The sequence below is a fragment of the Bacillus sp. ISL-78 genome (assembly GCF_018613455.1).
Taxonomy (GTDB): domain Bacteria; phylum Bacillota; class Bacilli; order Bacillales; family DSM-1321; genus Peribacillus; species Peribacillus frigoritolerans.
Map to the genome: position 1 here is coordinate 63,949 of NZ_JAGGQC010000014.1, position 25,224 is coordinate 89,172.

At 38.5% G+C, this 25,224-nt stretch carries 23 protein-coding genes and 2 pseudogenes; 11 read left to right on the top strand and 14 right to left on the bottom strand.

All coding sequences use genetic code 11. The features are described 5' to 3' along the window. Nucleotides 1-83 precede the first annotated feature (83 nt). The 5 genes from J7I96_RS16110 to J7I96_RS28440 all read left to right on the top strand — a co-directional run bounded on the left by J7I96_RS16110 (nt 84) and on the right by J7I96_RS28440 (nt 6,757). Nucleotides 84-1,973, top strand: coding sequence for a sigma-54-dependent Fis family transcriptional regulator (locus tag J7I96_RS16110; RefSeq protein WP_214922797.1), 1,890 nt, complete (start codon nt 84-86; stop codon nt 1,971-1,973). Nucleotides 1,974-2,043: 70 nt separating this feature from the next. After that, nucleotides 2,044-3,021, top strand: a complete 978-nt coding sequence (locus tag J7I96_RS16115) for an NAD(P)H-dependent flavin oxidoreductase (RefSeq protein ID WP_214768245.1) — start codon at nt 2,044-2,046, stop codon at nt 3,019-3,021. Between the two features lie 924 nt (nt 3,022-3,945). Next, the gene (locus J7I96_RS16120; protein ID WP_214768246.1) at nt 3,946-4,164 is read left to right on the top strand and encodes a hypothetical protein; all 219 of its coding nucleotides are present in this window, start codon (nt 3,946-3,948) and stop codon (nt 4,162-4,164) included. Nucleotides 4,165-5,818: 1,654 nt separating this feature from the next. Further along, nucleotides 5,819-5,974, top strand: coding sequence for a hypothetical protein (locus tag J7I96_RS16125; protein ID WP_214768248.1), 156 nt, complete (start codon nt 5,819-5,821; stop codon nt 5,972-5,974). Between the two features lie 33 nt (nt 5,975-6,007). After that, the gene (locus J7I96_RS28440; RefSeq protein WP_214768249.1) at nt 6,008-6,757 is read left to right on the top strand and encodes an exosporium leader peptide; all 750 of its coding nucleotides are present in this window, start codon (nt 6,008-6,010) and stop codon (nt 6,755-6,757) included. A 472-nt stretch (nt 6,758-7,229) separates the two neighbouring features. Here J7I96_RS28440 and J7I96_RS16135 read toward each other — a convergent pair. After that, nucleotides 7,230-7,767: pseudogene (locus tag J7I96_RS16135) on the bottom strand (glycosyltransferase); the annotation flags it as partial. 760 nt (nt 7,768-8,527) lie between these two features. Between J7I96_RS16135 and J7I96_RS16140 the strand changes: the two are divergent. Next, on the top strand, nt 8,528-9,559 hold the full coding sequence (locus J7I96_RS16140) for an acyltransferase (protein WP_214768250.1): 1,032 nt from the start codon (nt 8,528-8,530) through the stop codon (nt 9,557-9,559). Between the two features lie 88 nt (nt 9,560-9,647). On the opposite strand, the gene J7I96_RS16145 is transcribed toward J7I96_RS16140, so the two are convergent. Then, the gene (locus tag J7I96_RS16145; RefSeq protein WP_214768251.1) at nt 9,648-10,622 is read right to left on the bottom strand and encodes a bile acid:sodium symporter family protein; all 975 of its coding nucleotides are present in this window, start codon (nt 10,620-10,622) and stop codon (nt 9,648-9,650) included. A 4-nt stretch (nt 10,623-10,626) separates the two neighbouring features. Then, nucleotides 10,627-12,015: an FAD-binding oxidoreductase gene (locus J7I96_RS16150; protein WP_214768252.1), complete on the bottom strand. Its 1,389-nt coding sequence runs from the start codon at nt 12,013-12,015 to the stop codon at nt 10,627-10,629. Nucleotides 12,016-12,544: 529 nt separating this feature from the next. Between J7I96_RS16150 and J7I96_RS16155 the strand changes: the two genes are divergently transcribed. Continuing rightward, nucleotides 12,545-13,333: a FadR/GntR family transcriptional regulator gene (locus J7I96_RS16155; RefSeq protein ID WP_214768253.1), complete on the top strand. Its 789-nt coding sequence runs from the start codon at nt 12,545-12,547 to the stop codon at nt 13,331-13,333. A gap of 198 nt (nt 13,334-13,531) precedes the next feature. Here the strand turns inward: J7I96_RS16155 and J7I96_RS16160 are convergent, their stop codons facing one another. Continuing rightward, nucleotides 13,532-13,702, bottom strand: a complete 171-nt coding sequence (locus J7I96_RS16160) for a hypothetical protein (RefSeq protein WP_214768254.1) — start codon at nt 13,700-13,702, stop codon at nt 13,532-13,534. Nucleotides 13,703-14,004: 302 nt separating this feature from the next. On the opposite strand from J7I96_RS16160, the gene J7I96_RS16165 reads away from it, so the two are divergent. Beyond that, nucleotides 14,005-14,376 (top strand): cyclic-phosphate processing receiver domain-containing protein, encoded by a 372-nt coding sequence (locus tag J7I96_RS16165; protein ID WP_214768255.1) that lies wholly within the window; start codon nt 14,005-14,007, stop codon nt 14,374-14,376. A 287-nt stretch (nt 14,377-14,663) separates the two neighbouring features. On the opposite strand, the gene J7I96_RS16170 is transcribed toward J7I96_RS16165, so the two are convergent. Beyond that, nucleotides 14,664-14,873, bottom strand: coding sequence for a hypothetical protein (locus J7I96_RS16170; protein ID WP_214768256.1), 210 nt, complete (start codon nt 14,871-14,873; stop codon nt 14,664-14,666). Nucleotides 14,874-14,970: 97 nt separating this feature from the next. Between J7I96_RS16170 and J7I96_RS16175 the strand changes: the two genes are divergently transcribed. The 3 genes from J7I96_RS16175 (at nt 14,971) to J7I96_RS16185 (ending at nt 16,623) form a co-directional block, all read left to right on the top strand. Further along, on the top strand, nt 14,971-15,384 hold the full coding sequence (locus J7I96_RS16175; RefSeq protein ID WP_214768257.1) for a MerR family transcriptional regulator: 414 nt from the start codon (nt 14,971-14,973) through the stop codon (nt 15,382-15,384). An 83-nt stretch (nt 15,385-15,467) separates the two neighbouring features. Further along, the gene (locus tag J7I96_RS16180) at nt 15,468-15,857 is read left to right on the top strand and encodes a cupin domain-containing protein (protein ID WP_311315172.1); all 390 of its coding nucleotides are present in this window, start codon (nt 15,468-15,470) and stop codon (nt 15,855-15,857) included. A gap of 25 nt (nt 15,858-15,882) precedes the next feature. Further along, nucleotides 15,883-16,623 (top strand): SDR family oxidoreductase, encoded by a 741-nt coding sequence (locus J7I96_RS16185; RefSeq protein WP_214768259.1) that lies wholly within the window; start codon nt 15,883-15,885, stop codon nt 16,621-16,623. 495 nt (nt 16,624-17,118) lie between these two features. Here the strand turns inward: J7I96_RS16185 and J7I96_RS16190 are convergent, their stop codons facing one another. From J7I96_RS16190 to J7I96_RS16225, 9 genes and pseudogenes are all read right to left on the bottom strand, one after another. Further along, a complete protein-coding gene (locus J7I96_RS16190) occupies nt 17,119-18,036 on the bottom strand; it encodes a DMT family transporter (protein ID WP_214768260.1) in 918 nt (305 codons plus the stop codon). Further along, nucleotides 18,029-18,724 carry a GntR family transcriptional regulator gene (locus J7I96_RS16195; RefSeq protein WP_214768261.1) on the bottom strand — a complete coding sequence of 232 codons (696 nt, stop codon included), beginning with the start codon at nt 18,722-18,724 and terminating at the stop codon, nt 18,029-18,031. Before J7I96_RS16195 ends, J7I96_RS16190 begins: the two co-directional genes overlap by 8 nt. A 360-nt stretch (nt 18,725-19,084) precedes the next feature. Then, nucleotides 19,085-20,233 carry a M42 family metallopeptidase gene (locus J7I96_RS16200; protein WP_251025050.1) on the bottom strand — a complete coding sequence of 383 codons (1,149 nt, stop codon included), beginning with the start codon at nt 20,231-20,233 and terminating at the stop codon, nt 19,085-19,087. 32 nt (nt 20,234-20,265) lie between these two features. After that, a pseudogene (locus J7I96_RS28060) lies at nt 20,266-20,415 on the bottom strand (amidohydrolase); the annotation flags it as partial. A gap of 163 nt (nt 20,416-20,578) precedes the next feature. After that, complete coding sequence (locus J7I96_RS16205) at nt 20,579-22,057, bottom strand: sodium:solute symporter family protein (RefSeq protein WP_214768262.1); 1,479 nt, start codon at nt 22,055-22,057, stop codon at nt 20,579-20,581. Further along, nucleotides 22,054-22,257 carry a DUF3311 domain-containing protein gene (locus J7I96_RS16210; protein WP_214768263.1) on the bottom strand — a complete coding sequence of 68 codons (204 nt, stop codon included), beginning with the start codon at nt 22,255-22,257 and terminating at the stop codon, nt 22,054-22,056. Before J7I96_RS16210 ends, J7I96_RS16205 begins: the two co-directional genes overlap by 4 nt. Before the next feature lie 391 nt (nt 22,258-22,648). Beyond that, on the bottom strand, nt 22,649-23,260 hold the full coding sequence (locus J7I96_RS16215; protein WP_214768264.1) for a malonate decarboxylase holo-ACP synthase: 612 nt from the start codon (nt 23,258-23,260) through the stop codon (nt 22,649-22,651). Beyond that, entirely contained in the window at nt 23,251-24,933 is a 1,683-nt protein-coding gene (locus J7I96_RS16220) for a biotin-independent malonate decarboxylase subunit beta (protein WP_214768265.1), read from the bottom strand. The genes J7I96_RS16215 and J7I96_RS16220 overlap by 10 nt, the downstream gene beginning before the upstream one ends. Continuing rightward, nucleotides 24,914-25,222, bottom strand: coding sequence for a malonate decarboxylase subunit delta (locus tag J7I96_RS16225; RefSeq protein WP_214768266.1), 309 nt, complete (start codon nt 25,220-25,222; stop codon nt 24,914-24,916). The genes J7I96_RS16220 and J7I96_RS16225 overlap by 20 nt, the downstream gene beginning before the upstream one ends. Between the last annotated feature and the right edge of the window lie 2 nt (nt 25,223-25,224).

A 25,224-nucleotide genomic window follows, 5' to 3' on the forward strand; every position in this document is an offset into this window, starting at 1 on the left:
CTATTTCTATTACTCCATGGTATTTTTCCTCTAGATTGACTGGTCAAATGAAGGTTCAAGCCAAATGATTAGAGGAGGATTATATGCTATCCACCAGTTGTTATCTACGTACATGGGAACGCTTTGTCAGTGAAGGGGTTCTCGATTCAAATCGTCTGAACAAGCGAATAATGGAATCCTGGTATCGCTGCAAAAAAGATCAAGTCAACCCATACCTTAATAAAGGCAAACACATTTTGACGGATGAATTATTGGACATTCAAAGAGAAAAAAACTCCTTCCTGTTAGAAGTGGCATCACCCCAATTATCCAGGATGAATCAATCGATAAAGGATTCTGGAATGATGGCTTTATTGGTCGATCCGGATGGATATGTCCTATCACTTTCCGGAAACGAGAAAATCCTCGATGAGGCAGGAAAAATAAATTTTGTGGAGGGCGTTTGCTGGACGGAGGGTGAGGTCGGAACGAACGCTATTGGAACAGCATTGAAAACGGGTGAAGCCGTAATGATCCAAGGTACCGAGCACTATTCGATTGCCTCGCACAAGTGGAGTTGCTCTGCCATGCCCATATTAAATGAAGACGGTGAGATATTGGGAGTTTTGGATATATCATGTCCAGTAGAATATTTCCATCCCTCCATGCTGGGGATGGTAGCCAATTTGGCGTATACGATCGAACAGGAAATGGGGATGCGTTCCTATAAAAGGGAGCTGGCACTGACCCAGCACTCGATAGAACTTGCAGAAACCTATCCAGATTTGCCTTTTATCGTTTGTAATCATAAACAAATGATAATCTCCGCCAGTAAACAGGTTCGCAAAAAAATTCCTCAAACCATTGGTATGCCGTTGGTCGATCTGTTAAATCATGGATATCGAATCGTAAAGGAAAATCCGCTTCTATCCAAAGAGGATAATAGGGTTTCCGGTAAGTGTTTATTCTTATCGGAGAATCATGGTCGTGAAGCCAATAGGCTTTTTCCTGCTTCAATGCCTTCAGAAAGATTTGCCTTCGAAGGGGAAAGAGGGATTAGTGAATCCTTTCATAACACATTACGTAAAGTGAAGCTTGTTGCACCGACAGAAGCAAATGTGTATATATCCGGTGAAACAGGTGTCGGGAAAGAGCTTATTGCCAAGGCTATTCATGATAATGGCATGCGCAAAAAGGGACCGTTCGTCACGATAAATTGCGGAGCCATACCTAAGGATTTAATGGAAAGTGAACTATTCGGGTATGTTGAGGGCGCTTTTACAGGTGCTAAACGGCAAGGTCACAAAGGGAAGTTCGAGCAGGCAAATGGCGGAACCATTTTTCTCGATGAAATCGGTGAAATCCCTTCAGCGATGCAAGTTGCCTTACTGCGTGTTCTTCAGGAAAGAAAAATCGTTCCGATTGGCGGCACAAAAAGCGTATCATTGGATATTCGCATTATCACTGCAACACACCGTAATCTTGAAAAGCTTGTCAATGAGGGGTCCTTTCGTAAGGATTTATACTATCGGCTGAACGTTTACCCCATTCATGTACCTCCCTTAAGGGAAAGGGTTGAAGATATTCCATATCTAGTCAACTACCTGTGTTCAAAGAATAATTGGAATATTCCGCTAACAGAAGAATTGTTGATTCGTTTAAAGGATTACCATTGGCCAGGCAATATTAGAGAACTGCAGAATGTACTTCAGCGATTGACCATCTTACTTGCAGAAGGACCTCTGGATTATGGTAAAGTGTTGAATTCCATGCATTCCCAACCGGTTACACCGCATGATGATTTCCCTTCATGGGAGGAACCTGGTGTTAAAAAAGGCATCAAGGGAAATGAACTGACGATCCGTGAAAAAATTCAACGGGATCTAATGATAGAGGCATTACAAAAGTCAAGAGGAAATGTCACTGCTGCAGCAAAGTTGATGGATATACCTAGAAGTACTTTTTACAAGCGGCTCCATAAGTATGGTATATAGACATGCGTGTGTTCATTATTAAGAAAAGCAGACTTATAGAAATCCATGAAAAATGAAAGGGGTATGGCAAATGAAAACGAGAATGACTGAATTATTGGGGATTGAATATCCGATTATTTGCGGCGGGATGTTTCAAGTTGGCCGGGCCCCGCTTGCAGCCGCTGTTTCAGAAGCGGGGGGACTTGGTATCATCACTTCGAAAACACAGGTGACACCGGAAGGCCTCCGTGATGAAATACGGAAAGTGAAAACTTTGACCAAGAAACCCTTTGCTGTCAACCTGAACCTGTTTCCAAGTCAAACGGCAACCCCGAATGATGAGTTCATCGATATTTTAATTGAGGAAGATGTGAAAATTGTTGAAACGAGTGGCCGAAGCCCAGAAAGTTTAATGCCCAGACTTAAAGAGCACGGCTTTACCGTGTTACATAAGGTAGCGAACGTCAAAAACGCTGTGTCTGCAGAGAAATTAGGAGTCGATGCGATTATTATTGTCGGGAATGAAACAGGCGGACATCCAGGCATGGGGGATGTAGGAACGCTTGTCATGCTCCCTAGAGCCGTTGACTCTGTAAATATACCAGTAATAGCTGGAGGGGGATTTTCGGATGGGAGGGACCTTATCAGCGCCTTATCACTCGGTGCTGAAGGTATCGTCATGGGGACTCGCTTCATGGCAACGCAAGAAGCACCGATTCATGAAAACGTGAAGCAGTGGATGGTATCGGCCAATGAAACGGATACGGTCGTCATCCAACGGAATATAGGCAGTCCGTCGCGTGTAGCATTAAATGCCGTCAGTAAAGAAGTGGACAAACTTGAAAATGAAGGTGCCACTATAGAGGAATTGATTCCGCTAATTACGGGACAAAGAAGCAAGAAAGTATACTTTGAAGGAAATATAGACGGAGGTATCTGGTCATGCGGACAATCCGTAGGACTCATAAAAGAAATATTGACCGTCAATGAACTGATCAAACAAATCATCCAAGAAGCAAAAACCTCGTTCGAATTCATCCAAAGCCGTATCGAATCCATTCGAACATAATTAACGTAACTGGAACATGCGATCAATAGTGATTTCGTGTTCCTTTTTTTTATCTATTAGACATAAAGTTCCATAGGTAGTCAAGAATAGGATTTTTCAAAAATGCATGACCGTTATTTATAACTTAAGACCGATTAATATCTGTATCGCGAAAAGCCAATGCAAGAGAAAAAAACTAGATAGCCCATCAGTTACTTGCTAACTAACTTTCAGCGACTTCTTAATAAAGACTTTCACATGTAAAAAAAACCAAAGAAAAAGGTAATTAACATTTCGTGAGTGTTTACATAACATATTTATTCAGCTAAATTAAACAAAGCTTGAGATCTTAAAACCATTCAAATTTCTTCTGGCATTTTTGATTCCTGAAACTTTTAAATCTTTTTATAAAAATATAAAAATCGACTTTTACGATTTTATTTCACTTATGATAAACAAGAACTGATTGCTGAAAGTAAGTGTGGCTCTATACAAATTTAATTTGAAGGTTGCCTTATAATCCTTGGCATCTTCCTATTGATTCACTGCTTGTTATTTTACATCAAAACTCGATGGCGGTTTGAGCATCATTAAGTTTAAAACAATTTTTAAAGGTTATTCATGCTAAAGGCTGCTATGAGGTTAATTATGAAAGCTTATATTGTAATTATGTGGCTAAATGGAGGAGCTATCATCAATTTCAGGTAGAAAGCGGAACTTGCATGATAAAAAACCTTTTGAATTATCATTGAGGTAAATTATATTTATATAACTTTTCATGAGTGTTAACCCGTGATTTTTCTCATTTCGCCATTTAATTTATATATAAGAATAATAAAAATGATAAATAATGTAAATAAAACCGGGATATTTAGATTACTACAGGTTATTAGATAACTATTCTTTGAATAGGTCTTTAGGAAAGTAAAGGAAAGGGGAAGCAATATGAAGAAAAAGATTAGTTGTGCACTTACCCTAGCTGCTTTTTTAATAGGGGTAATCATTTATTACTCAATTTTTATTTCTTTAGACACAGCTACAGAAGATTTAAATGAATTCCCTGTACCTAAAAATGCTGAATTGGCCGTTTTATACATGAAGGGAAATAATAAAATAGATTTGATTACCACAACCAAGCAACTGGAGATACTTAGAGTGAAATGACTAAGGATGATAAATACTAATTGAATAATCCGATCTATAGTATAAAAATGATTGAAAACGAAATATGTTAACAATTAGCAGATAAATTAAAATTCAATATATAAATCAAGAAGATTTAAATGACCGTAACTGATGTGAAATTAGCTTAAATCCAAGAAATCTTATTGCGTATTTAGACCGAATTTTTAATTGAAGATCAATCATTATAATTGGAACAATTTTTATTTAAGTTTAAAAGTATAAGTTAACAATGACTAATTAATAAAAAAATTATAGATAATGGCAATGAAATTAAATATTAAAAATCCGTATCACGTCTCACTAAGTTAAGTATTCTTAAGATATGAGACAAAATAAACATTAAAAATATAACTTCCTATAATATATATTATGTAAACTAGGAAAATGTAAAATAAAAATGATTCTTTCTATTAATGTCTGCCGCCCCTCATCTATTAAGACATTTTTAACAACGACTATCCTTGACATATAGACATCCAAATAGAAAATCATTTTTACGAATTTTTAGCTTCTCTTATTTCCGTTTATGATAAATTCTAAATTCCTGTCATGACTTTCTTTTTAAAATCATTATCTAATTGATAAATATCCTTGTTGAATCGTTTATTATTTGATTCATTTCTTTATCCCCGAAATAATTCACAAATATTTACAAAGTATTCTATTCATGAATCTATACTTTTCAAAAATTCCCAGGGTGATTTAGATTTAGAAATCCATTATTTTCCACACGCAACGGGATTCGACAATACTTCTTTTTACGAAAATCATATTACTCAGAAGCAACAATCCATTGTTCGGAATTCACTTGGAAGACTTGAAAGTTTAAGCTACACGGTTACATTGTCAGAACCGGAGGCTTCTTATTCTGTATAACCAATCCGATTCCATAAATAAATAAGACGTCTCCCCTTTTACAAATGAGCTGCGTCTTATTCAATATTGCCTTTTTCCCATAACTGCAGAAGTTAATTTTCATGGTAGTTCAACAAGCACATTCTCCTCAGTTGTAAAATAGTTTCTTCTATGTAAGGTGTACATAACGTTGTTGATAAATCGATATTCCTGCTTCTTCTTTAAAACGACTTGCCCAAACGATATTCAGCTATCATTCTTAATTGTACGCATCAATATAACTTTAAATAGATCCTGATTTAAAAAATAAACCTAAAAATCCAAACCTTTTTTTTATATAGGCATATATAGTTGTAGAAAGGAGTGATTAACTTGGCCGATCATGATAATAATTGTTTCAAAGAATCACACTGCGAAAAACAGGACCTCAAGGACCAGGGGGTGCTTTGGCTTATGGATCATTGTACAATCCGTCCGGGAATTTTGTCATATAGATTTTGATTTCCCAGGATTCAGCTTAAATACAATCCCGAATCCGGAAACAAATGAGATCACTGTCTCTCTTAGTGGTGTCTATGAAATAAGTGCCGACCTTGTTGTTGTTACTAATGAACTTGAAACGGCATTATTCATGATTAACTGAAGTGTCATAGGGACCATTCCAGGTTCCTCTATCGAAATCGTAACAGGATTGACATGTCAAACTGGAGAACTTTCATGGTTTAACACTATAGGTAAGACCGTCCTAGTGGAGTTAAATACAGGAGAAAACTTGTTTGTGTTTATTCAAAATGTGAGTGGAGATGTTTCTTATAGAACCCCGTCACTTACTGTAAAACGTATAGGACCCCTCGTATCGTCTGCAAAAGAGGAAATAGAAACTAATAAATCAGAAAGCGAAGCGGAAAAAACAGAAAAAAGCATCATTGCTTGACTTTTCGGAAAAAGTGAACAATGAGGAAAAAGGGTGAGTAAAATAGATAAGCCAATTCAAGGTCGTAGATTTGTTGACACGACATATAAGTGTAAAAACGATGATTTCCTTAATAAAAACGATGATTTCCCTAATAAAAAGGAGCATTCCCCTAATAAAAACAATCATAAAAAATGTAAGGAGTGTGAACAAGGTCCTCGAGGACCTCAAGGACCTTCAGGACCTCAAGGATTTCAAGGACTTCCAGGACCTCCAGGACCTCAGGGAGAAACTGGACCTCCAGGACCAGGGGGTGCTTTGGCTTATGGATCATTGTACGATCCGTCTGGAAATTTTGTCACAGTGGCTGCAGTAAATCCCCCTACTCTGGGGCAGAAGGTTGTTTTCACAACTCCTGGTCCGTTATTAGGAACAGCTCCTTTTCCTCCTGGTACTGGTCCTTTTACTGATATTGAGGTTCTGACTGCTGGGGTATATGAGATAAGCATGGATTTAACAGCTAGACTAATTAATGCTTCTAACTTAACGTTTAATACCGAAGTGCAGTTCAGGTTATTCATCAATGACACAACCCCAGTTCTTGAAAGTACTTTTGAATCCTTTAATCGTATTTCTGGTGGTCCAGGCGGGCAACCATCGACAGTTGAAACTAGAAACACGATAGGAAGAACAATCCAACTTCGATTATCCGCAAACGATAGGCTAAGTATTAGAGTTATTACTGCATCTGCCAATGTAACATATAGGTATCCCTCATTAGTAGTCACAAAAATCGCCAACTAGCTGCCAAAGTCAGTAAATAGGAGCAAGAAGAGCCCCAACCTAAATGTTGTGTTGTGGGCTTTTTCCGATTTGCAAAATTATGAAGCTAAAGAACGTGGTGGTTTGGTTAAACAGGTATATTAAGCGAAGTCTCAATCCTGCTTCAACAAACATTCAAATCATTCCACTTTATTAATTTGTTTTAGCTTCTACTCCACTGAATATTAACTAAAAAGAAAAATCCCCCTCCCAATCAGCTAAGATCTTAATAGTTCGAAAAGTGGAATTTACCATTCTTCAGGTGTCATCAAAGCGTTCAAATAGCCATGTTTATAGTAAGTGCATCAATAAAAGTCGAATATTGTCATGATGTAGCTTTACTACCTTAGTTGCACTCCTGATACCTCATGAAACAGACATAGAAAATTTATTTTCAAAGCATCTCTCACATGAAAGAATCCTCCAACAGGTTGCTAGGGGATCCTTAAGATCATTATTTAAACTTATCCGAAAACTGCTTTATAACTCCCGCAGTGATAGTATCTGCCATTAAGATTATATGTGTGACCCCTTCGTCTATTGCAACGATTCTTGCGTTCCAATCTTTTGCTAAGCTTGCAGATAAATCATTTGTCACTAATTTCAGGTGCATTTACAGCAAATTTTTTAGATCTTCATTTTTCAAATAGGGGTTGGCACCGCTAAGGAAAGCTGCTAAATCATCAGCATTTCTATACCATTCTTTGTTTAGCTGTTTCACCAAGGCATCATTTCCACTTTTAGCCGCATCTACAATCTTTCCCGCAATAACAATATGTTCCTTAAGCAGATCCGCAAGTTTGTTACCAGCTTTCTCTCCGTAAACTGGCTTTACAGCATTTCCGATATCATCCTGATTCTTCATAAGTCTAGCCAGTACCTGTGTTTGATCCTCCACTCCAGCGGTTGTTGCACTTGTTATATAATTACTTGTCCACAATACGTGATCAATCCAAAGTCTCCTGAATTTCATTTTCGAAGTTTACCTCAGATTAACTAATACGTTTACCTGCGGTTAGCGTATGCACTGGTTGTTCCAGCTTTTTATTATTGATAGGCAATTTTTATATGCATAAAATTGCAAGTACTTGTACTTACCATGTATATATATTGGAATTAGATGGACTTACATCCTCCAATGTAAGCTGTTTTGTATAAAATCAGGTCAACAATCATGATATTTATACACAGACAAAACACGTCGCATTGGTGCTTGAAATATGATGAATTAATGTTTAAATTACTTGAAAATTCAGGAATGATACGCAAGAATTAGTGAATTTAATATGGGAGCAAGTTAATAGAGAAAGTAGAAAATAAGAACGCCCCTCCCCCTTCATCCCATTGTCTTACCAAGACTATTAAGCATTCTTCTAGAGGCAAAAATTAAATGTTTTTATTATCAGCACGACTTATGGTCCAGCATGTGTGCAGTGCTTCAAGCAATGATAAATTAAATATCAATTGCAAGTTTCAATCAGGAACCCCACCATTTCCCTTAGTCAAAAGGCTTGATTACAGGGGTTTCTTCTGTAGAGCTTTAATAAGAACATAGGCATTCATATGATTACTATCCGTATAGTGAAGTCGCTACTATAAACAGTCCACCCTCCTGAACGATTAGATCTTCATCAATTAAGTCTTACAGTATCTCGTAATTGGGTTCAGAAAGAGAAAAATAAATTTTTCTTTGGTGTACATAATATAGGGAACAACCAATGATAGTAAAAGTGTTATGAAAAGGGTGAACAAATGGAAAGAAATAACGCGATTGACTTTATTAAATTTTTTGCCATATTATCTGTTGTAGTCATTCATGTGTTCCCTAGGGATAGCCAAATTGGTCTATTTATTCTCGATAACTTCTCCAGGTTTGCGGTGCCATTCTTCTTTACTGCATCTGGTTATTTGTTCGGTCAAAAGATGATCCATAAAAGGGATTCCTTTGATTATTTTAAAAGGTATATTATAAAAATCTTGAAACTGTATTTGTGCTGGCTCTTCTTTTATATGATGTATGATGTTCTAATTCTTTATAAAGATGCTGCCGATGTACCAAAGGAATTTGCACAATACATTAATCATTTTTCTTTTCTTGACCTTATATATTACGGAACTGGGACTAGCGGATACCAATTGTGGTTTTTAACCGCATTAATTTGGAGTGTTATCATTCTATTCGGTTTTTTTAAGTTAAAAAAAGCAAGGCTTCTTTTAACCATTAGCTTAATATTCAACCTGTTTGGCCTTTTCGGTCAATCGTATTCGATGTTCTATGATCTTCCTCTGAGTACACGGGATTCTTTATTCATTGGTCTTTTTTATACAACTTTGGGATTCTTCTTTGCGGATGATAAATTCTTTAAAAAGTCAGGAACAATATCAGCGAAAACCAATTTATTTGTGATTTTTATCTTCTTTACTATCCAAGTGGTAGAAGGATACTTATTAGAAAAGATATTATCGGGAAGTCATGGGGAATATTTTATTTCTACCATCTTTTTAACTGCATTTCTTTTTTTATTTGCATTAAATAATAAAACATTGGGGAAGGATTTGTTCATTACTAAAGTAGGAGGAAGAGCCCTGGGTATATACATTGTTCATGTAGTCTTCATCGATATTTTTGATTTAATTATATCGGCACTAAGAATGGATCATATATCTGACAATCTATTCTTAAAACTATTTGAGACACTCCTTATAATTACGATGTCGTACATTTCTTATGACCTACTTCAATATTTCAAAAGGCGTTTAAGCGAATTGGTAAAAAGCAGTTAGTGGAAGGTTAAAACGTTACTTAGTGCTGGGGTTTATAGATAACAAAAAAACCCCTGCTGGGAGCATGGGATTTTTTTTTAACATATAATTAAAGCTTGGTCTCCACCGGATGAACTGGCGGTTCCTCTATACTGTCGCCTGCATGTTTTTTTGACCAGTAAGTCGCGAGAATTGGTCCCGATATGTTGTGCCATGCAGCAGCCAGGACGCTTGGAAGGGCTGCCAGCGGGCCGAAATGCGCAGTGGCAAGCGCAACACCTAACCCGGAGTTCTGCATGCCCACTTCAATCGAAATCGCTCTTCTGTTCACTTCATCAAGTCCAAGCACTTTTGCTGCTAAGTAACCAAAAAGCAGTCCAAATCCGTTATGAAGCATCACGGCAGTGAAAATAAGGAACCCGGAAGCAGCAATGCTAGCTGCGTTGCCTGAGACTACTGCGCTTACGATAGTAATGATGGCTGCTACCGAAATAAGTGGTAAAACGGTCAAGCTTTTTTCAACTGCTACTGGGAAAAACCGCTTAATGGCCAATCCTAAAACAATCGGAAGAAGGATGACTTGTACAATGGACTTAAACATATCAAAAAAATCAACCGGCATCCATTGTCCTGCCAGCAAAAGCAGAAGCAGCGGTGTCATGATTGGAGCCAGTAAAGTTGATACCGAAGTCATAGCTATCGATAAAGGTACATTTCCTTTTGCAAGATATACCATCACGTTAGAGGCTGTTCCGCCTGGTACACAGCCAAGCAATACCAGACCTGCAGCTAATTCGGCTGGCAAATTCATGAGTTTAGCAATAAGGAATGCTACAGATGGCATAATGATAAACTGGGCGCAAACTCCAATTATCACGGGCAGTGGTTTAGTAATGATGATTTTAAAATCAACTGCCTTCAAAGTGAGCCCCATTCCAAACATGACAACGCCAAGCAATATTGTAATGAATCCCCCCAAACCCAAAAATGGAGCAGGAAAAATAAAAGCAATGACGGATATTAAGATAACCCAAACAGCAAAATATTTTCCGGCTACAGCGCTTAATGCTTCCAATACTTTCATTCCATCACACTCTTTCTAGCATTAATATTTTATTTGGATTTAATAAATTATCTGGATCAAGGGCTAATTTGATTTTTTCCATCACAAACAGTGAGTTCCCATGTTCTTTTTCCTGATATTTTTGTTTACCGACCCCAACACCATGTTCGCCAGTGCATGTTCCCTTACGTTCTAGGGCATACAGGACAATTTGTTCATTTAGCTGTTCAGCTCTTTTAATCTCTTCTTGATTATTGTTATCAATCATTAAAAGTACGTGATAGTTCCCGTCGCCTACATGGCCGACGATCCCACCGGTAAGGCCCAGGAAATCAATAGCTTCCCTTGCATGGTGAATGGCACCGGACAGCTCTGAAATCGGAAGGCAGACATCAGTCACCATCAGTTTTTTTCCAGGATTGCCATGAATATAAGCATAGGCAAGATTATGGCGAGCTTCCCATAGGCGGTTCCTGGCAGCATTATCTGTTTCAAATTCAATATCGAGACAATTATGTTCAGCTACTATTTCCTTAGAGAACTCTATGTCTTGCTTCAACCCGGCTTCATTGCCATGAAACTCTACAAATAGTGTAGGCGCTTCGTTATAGCTTGTCTCACTATAAAGGTTAACCTGCTTCATTGAGGGTTCATCGACAAGTTCCACCCTTGCTATTGGAACACCTGACTGTAAAATGGATACAACAGCTTCCACTGCATGGGTCAATGTCGGAAATGATGCTCTTGCCGCCATAACGTGCTCAGGAATTCCATATACTCTTAACGTCAATTCCGTAAAGCAGCCAAGCGTTCCCTCTGATCCAACAAATAGGCCGTTTAGATGGTAGCCTGATGACGATTTAGCGGCCAAATTGCCAGTATGTATAATCGAACCATCTGCAAGTACCACTTCAAGATCACGGACTTGATCACGCATCACACCATATTTAACTGATGTCGTTCCACTGGCATTTGTTGCCGCCATTCCGCCAAGAGTAGCATCAGCTCCCGGGTCAACGGAAAAAAACAAACCGTATTTTTTCAATTCTTTGTTTAGTTGCGAACGCGTTACACCAGGCTGAACTTTTACCAGAAAATCGTTTTCACGCACTTCCAGGATTTTATTCATTAGTGAAAAATCAATAGTTATGCCATGGTTGTACGGTATGACATGTCCCTCGAGGCTTGTTCCCAACCCAAAAGGAACCATCGGAATTTTGTGCTTTTTTGCCAATTTCACAATTTCACTGACTTGCTGTGCTGTTTTCGGAAATACAACAATATCAGGAAGACTTACAGCATGATAGGATTCATCTCTACCATGCAATTCTCTTACTGTCTGGTTTTCCGTTACTTGACTTTCAGGAAGGATTTGCTTTAAATCGTTGATTAAATTTACACTAGCCATTTCCATTCTATTCTCCTTCTTTCTGCTATAACATCCGTCTTTGTCATATCTAAAACTTTGGTCGTACATATACCAAGATTTAGTTTCTTTTTCAATTCTTCAACTGTAGTATCAAGAGATGGTTTCCCCCTCCTTAATAGCTTAAGATGATATTGCTTCCATTTATCGGATAATTGGTCTAACCAATTTTCATTATACTAAATTTTTTGACTTTTTCAACAATTATCCATTTTATACTTTTCACCATAAAAAAATGCTTTATTATCAATATTTATAGTTGATTTTCCATCCTTATAACAAAAACCCAAATGACCTTCAATAACCATGTGAACGTAATTTGACTGAATCTAGACCATTATATTTTTACAATATTGGTCTAACCAATTAAAATAACAGATTTTTTCAACAGTTATTTATTTTAATTTTAATATTGCGGATTATCCCCTTGCTTCATAAATGAATGCTTGTTAGAATGATTTCACTAATAGTCGTACCAGCATGTTGTTAGGGTTGTCATGGAAGGATGAAGAGAATAATGGATTCAATACCAGTTAAATCTCCCAAAGTGTACGAAATCATCTTCAATCAAATTAAGGAATCTTTTATTAGCGGCGAATTGAAACCTGGAGATAAGTTACCCCCTGAACGCGAGTTATCCAACCGTTTTAAAGTGAGTCGAACATCAATCAGGGAAGCCCTTCGAGTATTGGAGATTAACGGAGTAATCGAGATTAGACCAGGAGATGGAACATTTATCAGACAATCTGATGTTCAATCACTGATCGAACAGCTATCCACCTCAATCATCAAGGCTGAGGACAACATGGTCTATGAAATGCTTGAAGTCCGTCGAGTAATTGAAACGGAGTGTGCTTTTCTTGCTGCACAAAGAGCAAACTCTCTTGATTTACAAAATATCCTTAAAGCTCTAGAAGAAATGGCACGTTCGGAACATGATGAAGAATTAGGCTTGCGAGCAGATCTGCTTTTTCACCATAGTATTGCACAAGCCACCAATAATTCCATATTTGCTGGATTGGTTCATACTCTAAGTGACCAAATGAAAAATACGATTCGTGCCACCAGACGGCATCGTTTCGCAAATCCAGGTCATTTCCAAGAAACGCTTCAAGAACATAAAGAAATCTACCATTCCATCGCATTAAAGGACGCGGACAAAGCCAAGCAACTAATGAATGCCCATATCATTCGCATTAGAGAGCAGATGGCGGCGGCTACACTTGAAAGCATTGGAGAAGATCCCAAAATTGCTGCTTATCCAAATGAAAAAGACCAGCCTCACAATGCTGTAGGTGAAAAATAAAGTTCCGCTTGCAATACAACTAACCAGATTATGGAATTGAACCTCTGGAATTATCAACTAAGTGATTTTTTAAGCTTGGCCTATTAATTGACACTACTTTGCCCAATAAAAAAAGCGCCTTTCTCAGAGGGCGCTAAGCTGCTTAATTATAGTTAAAAAATTGATCCCTTATATAAGTAAATGTTGGTTTTATCCTTTTTACATAGTGAAGGAATCAATGTTACATACTTTTAGAGCATTATCAATCAATGAAAGCTGTTCATCAATCATCGATAAGTAGGAAATATGATAGTCATTAATTTGCTCCTTTAACTCCAACAGCAGCGTTTTGTCCCTTAGTATAAGGTAAATCTCGTCTGGATGTAACATATCACTTCTCCTTTTAGTCAAGATATTACCTTTTACCCAAATTATTACAATCATTAACTTATAAGTGGATGTTTTGCACTATATTTCACAAGGGATTGCTCAGTAACAGTTCCTTCTTTATAGTAAAGGTCCGTTAGTTGAAGTAGCACGACGATCTAAAAAGGCTGTCGTATAGTAGTATTAAACGTCGAATATGTCCCCTTCTTACCTTGTTGTGTTAGACTTAATAGATAATACCATAATTTCTTGGGTTTAATTGACTTTTCTTAGTCACACTTGGCATAAGCAAAGGAGTGAAGGAAATGGAAAAAATCAGCGTTTTTTTGGATGACTATCGGAAAGCACCCGATGGCTATGTGTTAGTCGAGACTATTGACGAATGTTTAGAGCTATTGCAGAACTTTGATATTGAACATCTCTCTTTGGACCATGATTTATTAAATAAAACAAGGAATGGTTCTATGCTTGTTCAAAAGATGGTGAAAGAAAAACTATTTGCTAATCGGATTACTATTCACTCTGCCAATTCAGTTGGCGGTAAAGCGATGTACAACTGTTTAAAGCAAGCACAACGGAATTTAACTATGCCCCCTGCCATTATCGTATCCTTACGACCATTGCCCCTCAAATTCTTCCCGTCAAAGGTTCTGCAACATTATATAGATATACGGTAACCCTTCTCAATCTCAATTACATTCCACCCATTCTTTTTTAGATGAGACAGAGGTAAGATAAATAGTAAATAGAAAGGGCAACTTTAATCTGAGTTGCTCTTTTTGTATTTCTACTTTGTTTAAGAGATTGAATATTTTTCATTGCACACTTTGCCATCATCCCCATGTGAACAACTTACCCCTTTTCCATGGAAAGAGAGTGAACTATTTCCAGTATGATTGATCATCGAATTACTTTTTCCTTCTGGCTGTGCAACTTCCATAGCATTGTACCGACAAGCAGAAGTTCATACTTGGTTCACATAACGTTTCGCACATATAAATATGTATTTTAAAATTACTATCCTCTCCCCCTGCCCTATCTTAATTAATCTTGGTGGTTTCTTAAGCATTTCTAGCCACCCAGATCTTTCAATTTTCTGTGGTGATTTTTCCTTCTTTGAAGCTTTGTCATCCGTTGCAAAGGGTAAACAGTTATCTTTTGTGCTTTTTTGCATTAGCTGCCTCCTCTGATGTAAACAATAAATTTAATGCTTGACCTAGAGTTGACTCTAAGTTGTAAAGTGGTATGAGTAATGACGGAGGTGATCAATCATGTATCGAATTGGAGAACTCTCCAAACTATTGGGTGTTAGTGAACATACGCTTCGTTATTATGAAAAAGAAGGTTTAGTAGTACCGCTGCGTAAAGGAAAGAATCGTATTTATTCTGAAGAGGATAGAGAATGGCTCGAGTTCATCCTCCATATGAAAAATACAGGAATGGCCCTTGTTGATATTAAGAAGTATACCTTAATGCGTAAAGATGAAAATGGTGACAAACATGCACAAGAATTGATGGAAATCTTGGTAAAGCATCGAGACGAAGTTGCAGCACAACTGAAGATTTACGAAGAGAATCTTGAACTGATGAATCATAAAATTTCAAAATACCAGAAATTATTAAACGAACATCAGGATAAGGATTTATTTGATACTTTCGTTAATCAAAAGAAAAAAGGAAATTGAAGTAAATGAAAAGAATGAACATCGTATCAAAAATGGGCAATCATGTGGTACAAGACTAGGAGGATGATCTAACAATGACAAAAATAGCATCTATTGAAAAAAACGCAATTTTTCCAATTGGCGAACCGATTGAAAATGAATACTTCTTTGGAACAGCATACTTGGAAATGCTTTTAACTGATTCAGCTTTGAATGCACCAATCGGAAATGTAACATTCGAGCCTGGTGCCCGCAATAACTGGCACACACATGCAGCAGGGCAAATCCTGTTAGTGACTGCCGGTGAAGGGTGGTATCAGGAAGAAGGTAAACCAGGACAACTTCTAAAGGCTGGGGATGTTGTAAATATCCCTGCAGATGTCAAACATTGGCATGGTGCTGTGAAAGACAGTTGGTTTGTCCACCTAGCTTTAACTCCGGGCGAAACTATTTGGTTAGAACCCGTGACTGAAGAATATTATCAACAATTATAAAATTTTTTATTTGGAGGATGAGAAAATGGCAAATATTGAAGGCAAAGTTGTTGTAATTACTGGTGCATCTAGTGGTATTGGGGAAGCAACTGCAAAATTGTTAGCCGCAAATGGTGCAAAAGTTGTTTTAGGGGCACGTCGCGATGATAGATTAAAAGAACTTAAGGAAAGTATCGGCCAAAATTGTATTTACGCAGTGACGGATGTTACTTCATTAGAAGATGTTCAAGCCCTCGGAAAACTGGCTTTGAATACATTTGGACGTATTGATGCTTGGATGAATAATGCTGGCGTAATGCCGCAATCGACCCTGGATAAATTACACACCGATGAATGGAATCAAATGATTGATGTGAATATTAAAGGTGTCTTGAACGGAATCGCTACAGCCTTACCACAAATGCGTAAACAAAGTGCAGGGCACATCATTAACATTTCCTCTATTGCAGCGCATGGAATCAATGTTGGTGGAGCTGTTTATAGCGCAACGAAAGCAGCGGTAAATATGATTAGTGAAACGTTACGTCAAGAGGAAGCTGTGGCTGGAAGTAATATTCGGGTGTCGATTGTTTCTCCAGGAGCTATCGCAACAGAATTAACGCAAACTATTACTGATACAGACTTGAAAGGTCCATTCGAAGAATTATATGATGCTTTTGCGATTAGTCCTGCCCGTATAGCGGAAACGATTCTGTTTGCTTTGAATCAACCTGAAGATGTTACCGTTAATGAGTTTATTGTAAGACCATCTCGACAACAGCCTTAATCGATAAAAGTTTTCTCACTGGGAACATTCCAATAACAGATAGAATAAAGACGCAGGTTAATAAAATAGATCACAGCCTGATTGGAATCGAACAGGCTGTGATCTATTTTAGTCTTAAGATCAATTGCTATTTAATAAGCCCATTCTGTATTCATTGAATTAATTCATGATTTCACTTCATTGAAAAATTGCGGCCATACTCGTATTTATATTTCGATTTCCATGCCATTTCTCCTTTATTAGTTGAAATACATAGGCTATTAGTGTTGCTGTATATATGTTGAGCAGTCTAATTAACGACTTTTGAATGGCTCAATGTATGAGTAAAACCCGTAAGAACAAAAAAAGCAATTCACATGTAGTGTAATTGCTTTTTTAAAGAAGTGTATGAATATGACTCATGCTAATTAAGCTTCCCCTTACAGGGTAGACTATGGGTTTTTATCGCCAAGTAAAAATAACTACAGCAGGGTTTTGCCCGGTTTACCAATGACATTACTTGTTTTTTACGATGGATAGTATCGTAATGGTGCTTATAATGCAGAGTGTGCCGAGCCACTCTGCAAAACCGAACGTTACATTCAACCAGAAAACGGATATTAAGGTTGCGGATAACGGTTCAACGGAAGCCAATAAACTTACCTCTGAAGCAGAGATGAATTTCGTACTTTCCAAATAAAAATAAAAAGCAATGATCGTACCGAAAATGATGATGAATAAAACCGCTGAAAATGAAGATAACGTCCATTTGCCTTCAAATGCCCATGGGGGATGGATCACGCTAAAGCATATGCCCCCAATCAACATGCCCCAACCCACAACAATCATTGAACCCCATCTTGAAAGGAGTTTAAAAGGCTGCAATGTATAGAATGCCAAGGCAAAGGCTGATGTTACTCCCCAAAATACTGCCCACCCGGAAATGGAGAGTGTACGTATGCTTCCTCCCGTTACTAGCAAAAAAGTGCCTAAAATCGCTATGATCACAGCTACGCTTACCGTAATGCTTGGAAAACGTTTGGAACGAATGGCTAAATAACAAGTGATCAGTGCCGGGGCCAAGTATTGAAGGACAGTGGCAGTGGCTGCGTTGCCATGTTTAATTGCTGCAAAATATGTGTATTGAACAGCGAGCATTCCCAGAATGGCAAAAAGGATAATTTGAAGCGCATCATTTTTAGTTTTCCAAATCTCAAATACTTTCAGTCGTTCATTCTTATAAGCGACCCCCAATAAGATGATTCCAGAAAGCAACAAGCGTACAACAGTAAGCCACTCAGGACTGAAACCTTGCTGCTGAAATAGATATTGAGCTGCCGTTCCTGACACTCCCCATAACGCAGCGCCAGTCAGTACAAGTGCAATCCCTTTATTTCTTGAAGGTGATATAGCAACTAAAGTATCATTATTCATGCTTTTCTTCCCCACTTATTACACGTTCCGTATGGGCTTGAATTCTAAAGTAACTCTCTTTCCAATTCTTTTCTATCTGCTTAAGCACCATAGTGAGGTTCCCACCCCTAATTGTCTGTATGATCTGATCATGCTCATCAACGGAAAAGTGAACATCATTTACCTGATTGAAATAAAACAGTTCCATTCGTATAAGTTTTTGTTTGAGTCCCGATAGAATCCGCTTCAACTCATCATTTGTAGAAAGATTGATGTAAATGGAATGAAAGTCATCATCCTTCTGGACAGCAACTATTTGATTTCTCTCGTCGATTGCGTTTTTCACTTCATGATTGATGGCTTCCATCTCCATTAAGTGTCTTTCTTCAATGAAATCAAAAGCCTGTTCCATAGCCAGCTTTTCCAGTGTCCAAACAAGGGAATATATGTTTAATACCCCTTCGAATGAAATAGGGGAAACAATGGTTGAACGGCTCGGCTTGGTCTCGACAAATCCCTCATCCTCAAGCCTTAAAAGTGCTTCTCTAATAGGGGTTCTGCTTACTCCCAATTGTTCGGCTAATTCTTTGTCGCGTAATTTTTGGCCTGGCGTCAGGATCCCTTGGACAATCCAATCCTGCAATATCATGTATGCTTCTTCACGTACAGACGTACGTTTAATTTTTTGTGAAGAATTTGATTGCTTCAACGGCTATACCTCCTTTAAATACAGATATATAATATGCAATATATCACATATTGCATATCATTGAAATGAAAATCAGAAAATTTCAAAATGATACATAATTGCACCGCCACATGGCGTAAGACATCTAGACGGTGTATAAGCCATGAGTAATAGAATTTAAACACAATAATTAGTAACAAAAAAGACAACACTCACAACCAGAGTGCTGTCTTTTTATTTGAGTTTTCCCATCATTGATAAGTAATTGGCGGTATGGTATATTCTTTTGCCATTGGAAAGCGGAAAACACCTTCTAACCTTTAGTTATTTTCTAAAGTGAAAAGTTTAAGAAACTTAACTCTTTTTATACACAATAATCTGTTAAATAAAACCTAAATCTTTCCCTCCATTGTCCAATACGATTCCTTTTGCAATCTTCAATACCCCTTCGGCATCATTGAGATTGACTAATTCCACCGGGGAGTGGGAATATCTGCGCGGCGTTGAAAGAACTCCTACCGGTATCCCTTTATTCGCTGAAGTCAAGCTGGCTGCATCAGTTGTATAGGCGTCCCCGACCAATGTAATCATCTGTAAGGATACATTTGCTTTAGCTGCCTGTTCTTCAATGATTTCTCTCACTTTAGGGTGGATGTGGTTGAATACCATTGTACCTCTTACCCCATCCGCAATAGGGCAAGCTGGTCCTTTTCCTAGGTAGACGGGAAGTGATATTTCCGTATCGATATCAGGTGTATCACCAGCTGGGATTGTATCTAGGACGATTGCATAATCAGGTTCAATCGCATTTCCTACCATAATGGCCCCTAGTAGTCCCACCTCTTCTTGAACAGTTACAACACCATACAATGTTCCGGCAAATTCAACGCCTTGTAATTCTTTAAATAACTCTATTAAAATTGCACAATGAATTCGATTATCCACTGATTTTGTACATACAAGATCTTTATTTACCATTTCCATAAAATCACTTTGGAATACAATGGGATCCCCCACTTTAATTCCCAGGTCCTCAACCTCCATTCTCGAGGAAGCCCCTACATCTATGTAACATTCACGTGTTGTTTTAACGCGCTTACTTTCCTCGGGAGTTTGCATGTGTCCAGCTTTGATCCCGATTATTCCAGGCAATTTTTTTGTTGTAACCCAGACTTTCCTCCCTAACAATAATTGATCCGAAACTCCTCCCACCTTATCAAACATGATAAACCCATTGGGTAAAATATTTTTTACGCAAAACCCAACCTCATCCGAATGACTGGATATCATCAATTTTGGCCCGGGGGCATTTCCTTTTTTTATCGCAATCACATTGCCATTGCGATCTACATCCACCTCATCAGCATATGGTAATAAATTGTCCCTCATATATTTAACAACTTCTTGTTCTGAACCAGAAACTCCTACCAAGCCAGTTAAATCTCTTAATGAGTTTTTTATACTTTCTTTCACTTTTTGCTCTCTGAGTGAATGTCCTGCCTTTTGGTCTATCATATTGCTAGTTTTCATTTGAACTCCTCCTTTTGGTTTCACTGGACAACCTAATTTATAGTAGTGGTTTTCTCTAAAAACATGGAAATGAACATTTTTCCAATCATTAACATGGACTGTTCATCTACATCAAATTTTGGATGATGGTGAGGATATATAGCATTTTTATCCGGGTTCTTACCTCCAACCCAGAAAAATGTTCCGGTTACTCCTTTACAAATAATAGGCATTTGAAAGGGTAGTTCTGGGTACATATGAAGATCTCTGAGGATTTCTAGTCAGGGTGTAAATCTTGGAACCTATTAAGCAGGTTTTCATCATAAGAATAGTCCTTTCCATTTACTATTTTTCTTACAATGGGAATTAAATTAAGTGGGAATTTTTCACTTCTGAAGATACTGGAAGTTGTTTGGTGAAAGTGCTTACGATCAGCATGATGATTATGTTTACGCCCAACGCAATAATACCCGAATTCAAATCCTTCAATACTTGTGGTAGGGCCGGCAGCATAGTACCAATGGAGGCATTTGTGATCGTTATATACGCCACTGTGATGACTCCAGCTATCATTCCAGCTGCTGCACCTTGTTTCGTAACTACATTGTTTTTCGCCAAGCTAAACAGTATTGCTGGGAATAATTGCGTTATAAAGCTATATGCCATAAGGAGAAGGGTTACGATGGAATTGCCACCGTTAAATGTAAAGTAAACGCAAATCAGCGAAATGACAGGGACCAACATTTTAGAAAGCATTGATATTTGTTTTTCTGAAGCTGTTGGAATAATGACTTTATATACGTTCTTGGATAGTGTTACGGATGCTGTCATCAACAGCATTGAGCCTGGAACTAAAGCAGTCAATAAGCCGGCTGCACCAATCACCCCAACAAACCAAGGATCAAACGTTTGTATGGAAATACGCAGTAATGCGAGGTCAGTTTCCGCACCCTGTAATCCAGGGACTTGCTTAATCGCTGCAAAACCGACAAAAAAGATAAACAATAACATAAGTGTATACAGCGGAGTTATTACGGCATTTTTTCGAATAGCTTTTGGCCCAGTTGCCGAATAAGTTGCTACAAATAAGTGGGGCCACATTAATCCGCCAATGCTTGTCATCACGACAGTGGAAATAAACCATGAGATTCCGAGGCCAAAATCAGGCAGCTTGAGAAAGTCTGGATTGGTAGCTTGAATCTCTCTGAACATGGACTCTATTCCACCATAATAATGGTAGGGAATATATATTCCGATAAATACGACCACCCCAAATATTAGAATATCTTTGATTATAGCCGTCTTAGCGGATCCATGTATTCCAGAAATCATTACGTAAACCGTAACCGAAATTACTCCAATCCAAGTTGCGACAGTAGGGGATATGAAACCATAAGACGCTTCAGAGACAATGATGCCCAAACCTTTTAACTGAAGCACGATGTAAGGAATCATCGAAATGACACCAATAAGAGCAGTGATAACCCCTAAATATGGACTTTTATACTTACTAGCAAAGAAATCGGATTGAGACACCAGTCTGTGATCTTTTGCATATTTCCAAACGTTTGGATACAGCCAATAAAAAATACAATAAATGAGACTTAAATATGCGATTATATAAAAGGCAGGTCCACCCTTTCCATAAGCCCAAGAGCTTGCACCTAGAAAAGTAAATGTTGTATACGATTCTCCTGCCATTAGAAGGAAAACAAGAATCGTTCCAAACCCTCTTCCACCAACAGCCCATTGCTCCAGGTTCATATCTTTACCTTTTCTAGCAGTTATTCCGGTATAAATAATGAACAGCAGAAAACCGAAAAGCACAAAGAGTGAGGCATTCATTCCGTATCACCACCTTCTTGATTGGCGGGGTCAAGTTTAAAAACGATGGCCATAATTAATGTCGTTAAAACAACCCATAAAACGATCCAAAACATGAAAAACGGCAATCCGAGTACAAACGGTTCTACACGATTAACTAATGGAAGAGAAAAAAGCATTCCGAGAAAAGGAATCATACTTAAAAAATGGCCCAGCTTCATTGTCCAACACTCCTTCTAATTTAATCGTTTTAAATGACAACCATATAATGTTGTTCGAATTGCTTGCACTTTGTCATGTTGAAATCTAATAAAACCAAAACCCCCTATTAAAACGTACGGCTTTTTGAATCACCTCCTTTCAAAAAAACTAATCGAGTAAAATCAATTCATCATGTAATGATCATATATTTCATAAGACCGTTGTTTTATATAAAACCCTTTTAATAAAGCGGTTATTCTGAAAAATAATGGTTGAAAAAGTTTTTTTACTTAAAAGAAAGTTTCTCAATCACTCCTTGCCAATACACGTTTTTACTTATTTTGAATAGATGAATAAACCCAAAATGAGATGAAGAAAAACATTACCACTTTCAGATCAAGGCGTCCTCTATTAACGAAGAGTGACTTCTTTTAAAAAGGGACCATCCATCGTCCGATATAATACCTCCTTTCCTTCTGACTTTACATATTCACTTAATGAAAAAGCACCTTCTTTCGTTTCCAGTTGGATATCAATCCGAAAAGGAAGTTTCTTCAGTCCATTTTCAATTTTCTGAGCGATAGTAATGGTGAATTCTTCGGAAATTCGAATGACAATATCAATATCACTTTTTTCTGTGACTGCTTCTTGTCCAGTGGCGAGTTCGAATCCAACACTTCCAGTCGGCCCCCACGTTAGCGAAGCCACATCCAAAAGGTCACTGATCCGATCTAAACAATGAAAAATCTTTTTTGAATGGTTCTGCCATCCTTTTTCCTGTGCAAGCTGTTCGGGAGAAACCCTGCTGAGAATCGAATCAATTGGTAAAAATGCTGCGAATCTTTTATTCCTTTCCGTCCCTCGCACACCTACCGCCACCTGTCCTTTTGCTGCACGGGAACGGCGGATTACCACAAATGGCGAAATTGCCAGAGATCCTTCCACCCAATTCGGGATAGGGGTATGGCTGATTAATTCTTCTGCGCCTTTAATCCTCAACAAGTCATGTGGGCTTAGTTCCATTGTTCATTCAGCTTCTCCCTCACTAAAATGGAAGCCGCACGTCCACCTGATACAGCAAAAGGAGAGGTTAATCGTACTTTTAAATCTACTGAACCAGTCATTTTTATGTCAGAAATCGCTTCCTTTATTTCTTCATGAATAACATCGCGGTCCTTGTGTTCCGGCCTGTCCGCATTTACTCCATCTACTAACGAATGCAATGCGCCAAGTTGTTGGAATGATACAATATCGTATGCCATCGCTGGAACTTTTTTCGCCGCGACTTTTAATTCTTCTATACTTCTTTGTGTAATTCGGGCAGCAGATTGTTTTGACATAACATGTACATTCACACCGGGATCACGAAGTGCAATTAACCGGTGGGCTTGCATACCATGTGATAAAAAGGCACCTGAAATGGCATTGCCCGGTATGAACGAAATAACGGGATGACCTTCCAAACGTGCGGTGACATATGCATAAACGGCAGCTGCACATGCCTGATGAACGCCTAACAGTTCTTCGTGATAACCGTAGGCCTGACTCGGAACATCGACGATGGCCACGATTGCGCGTTTTTCACCATTTCGATCTTCTTCAATCGCTTCCCTAACATGCTTGGCAATTGACCAACCCTCCTGTAAACCTACTTCCCCATTTCTTGCCCTTGGAAAGCGACCCTTTGGATCGGGTACTACAGCAATATAACGCACCTTCGTCTTGCCCAAGTAAGCATCAGCAACTCGAACGGAGGGAATATCGCCTATTTCAGGAATCCCATTACTCAATAAATCAAACCAGGTCTGTCCCCGTCCATTATATTTTTCACCTTTTGAAACATTTTGTTTTTGCATAACATCATATCGAGACTGATTCCAGAGCTTACGTACTTTTTGTGGCGTTATCCGCTGTAACGGTTTCGCTGCATTTAAAAACGACTCATACCTCTTAATTTGTTCTGATCTTGGTTCAAAGGATACGTGACCGTTTAATATTGAAAAGACGGCTGTTTTTACGGCCTCCGTATCGTCTTCAATTAATATATCCGCAAAACCGGCCGAACTTCGCTGTTCTCCGCCAAGTGTACCCCAAATCAGTGGCCGGTCTTTTGAATCAAACTCGCGAATACCGGCTTCCTGCTCAATCACTTCAGGTCCGTTTAATCCCAACCGGCCTTCTCTGGTCATAATGATGGCACTGCAAAGGCCGGCTGTTATCGACATACCGCCAAATGCACCGATTTTCCCTGGAATAACAGCAATGACAGGAACATGGCGGCGAAGCGCCACAATGGCTGAACCAATTTCGGCAATGGAAAGTAATCCATAATTGGCTTCCTGCAGCCTCACTCCCCCTGTATCAAACAGTATGATTGGTATCGTCTTTATTCCGGCTTCACAATCTATTAAGGCCATTTCGAGTGAACCGGCGATTTTTGCACCAGATACTTCGCCGATACCTCCGCCTTGAAAATTTCCCTCCATGGATATCACGACTGCCCGTTCCCCATTAATTGTACCTTTAGCCACAATGACGCCATCGTCACTTTGCGGAACGATTCCTTGAGGTTCCAAGTGAGGCGATTCCAGCCCATCAAAAGGACCAAGAAGCTCTTTGTATGTTCCATCATCCAGTAGATTCATCGCTCTTTCCCGTCCACTGCATTCTACAAAACTACTTTTTGTTTGAATCAAGAAAGCTCACCTCCAGCGCTTGTGCAAGGCGAATCGTCACAACACCAGGTGTTGCGCCAAAGTCATTAATTGTAACTTTTGCAGCGACATCATGCTGTGTGAAAAATCGTTGAATTATTGCTTCCCATGTGTCTTTATAACCGGTGATTCCCGTCCGGATGGTCACCACGGTCTGTGATTCTTCGCACGGCTCTATCATCACTTCCAAATCACCCGATCCAACAACGCCAACGTGCGCCTTATTGACAATTTTTCGTGTTGCAGGAAATGTGTATTTGAAACTTTCCAAAT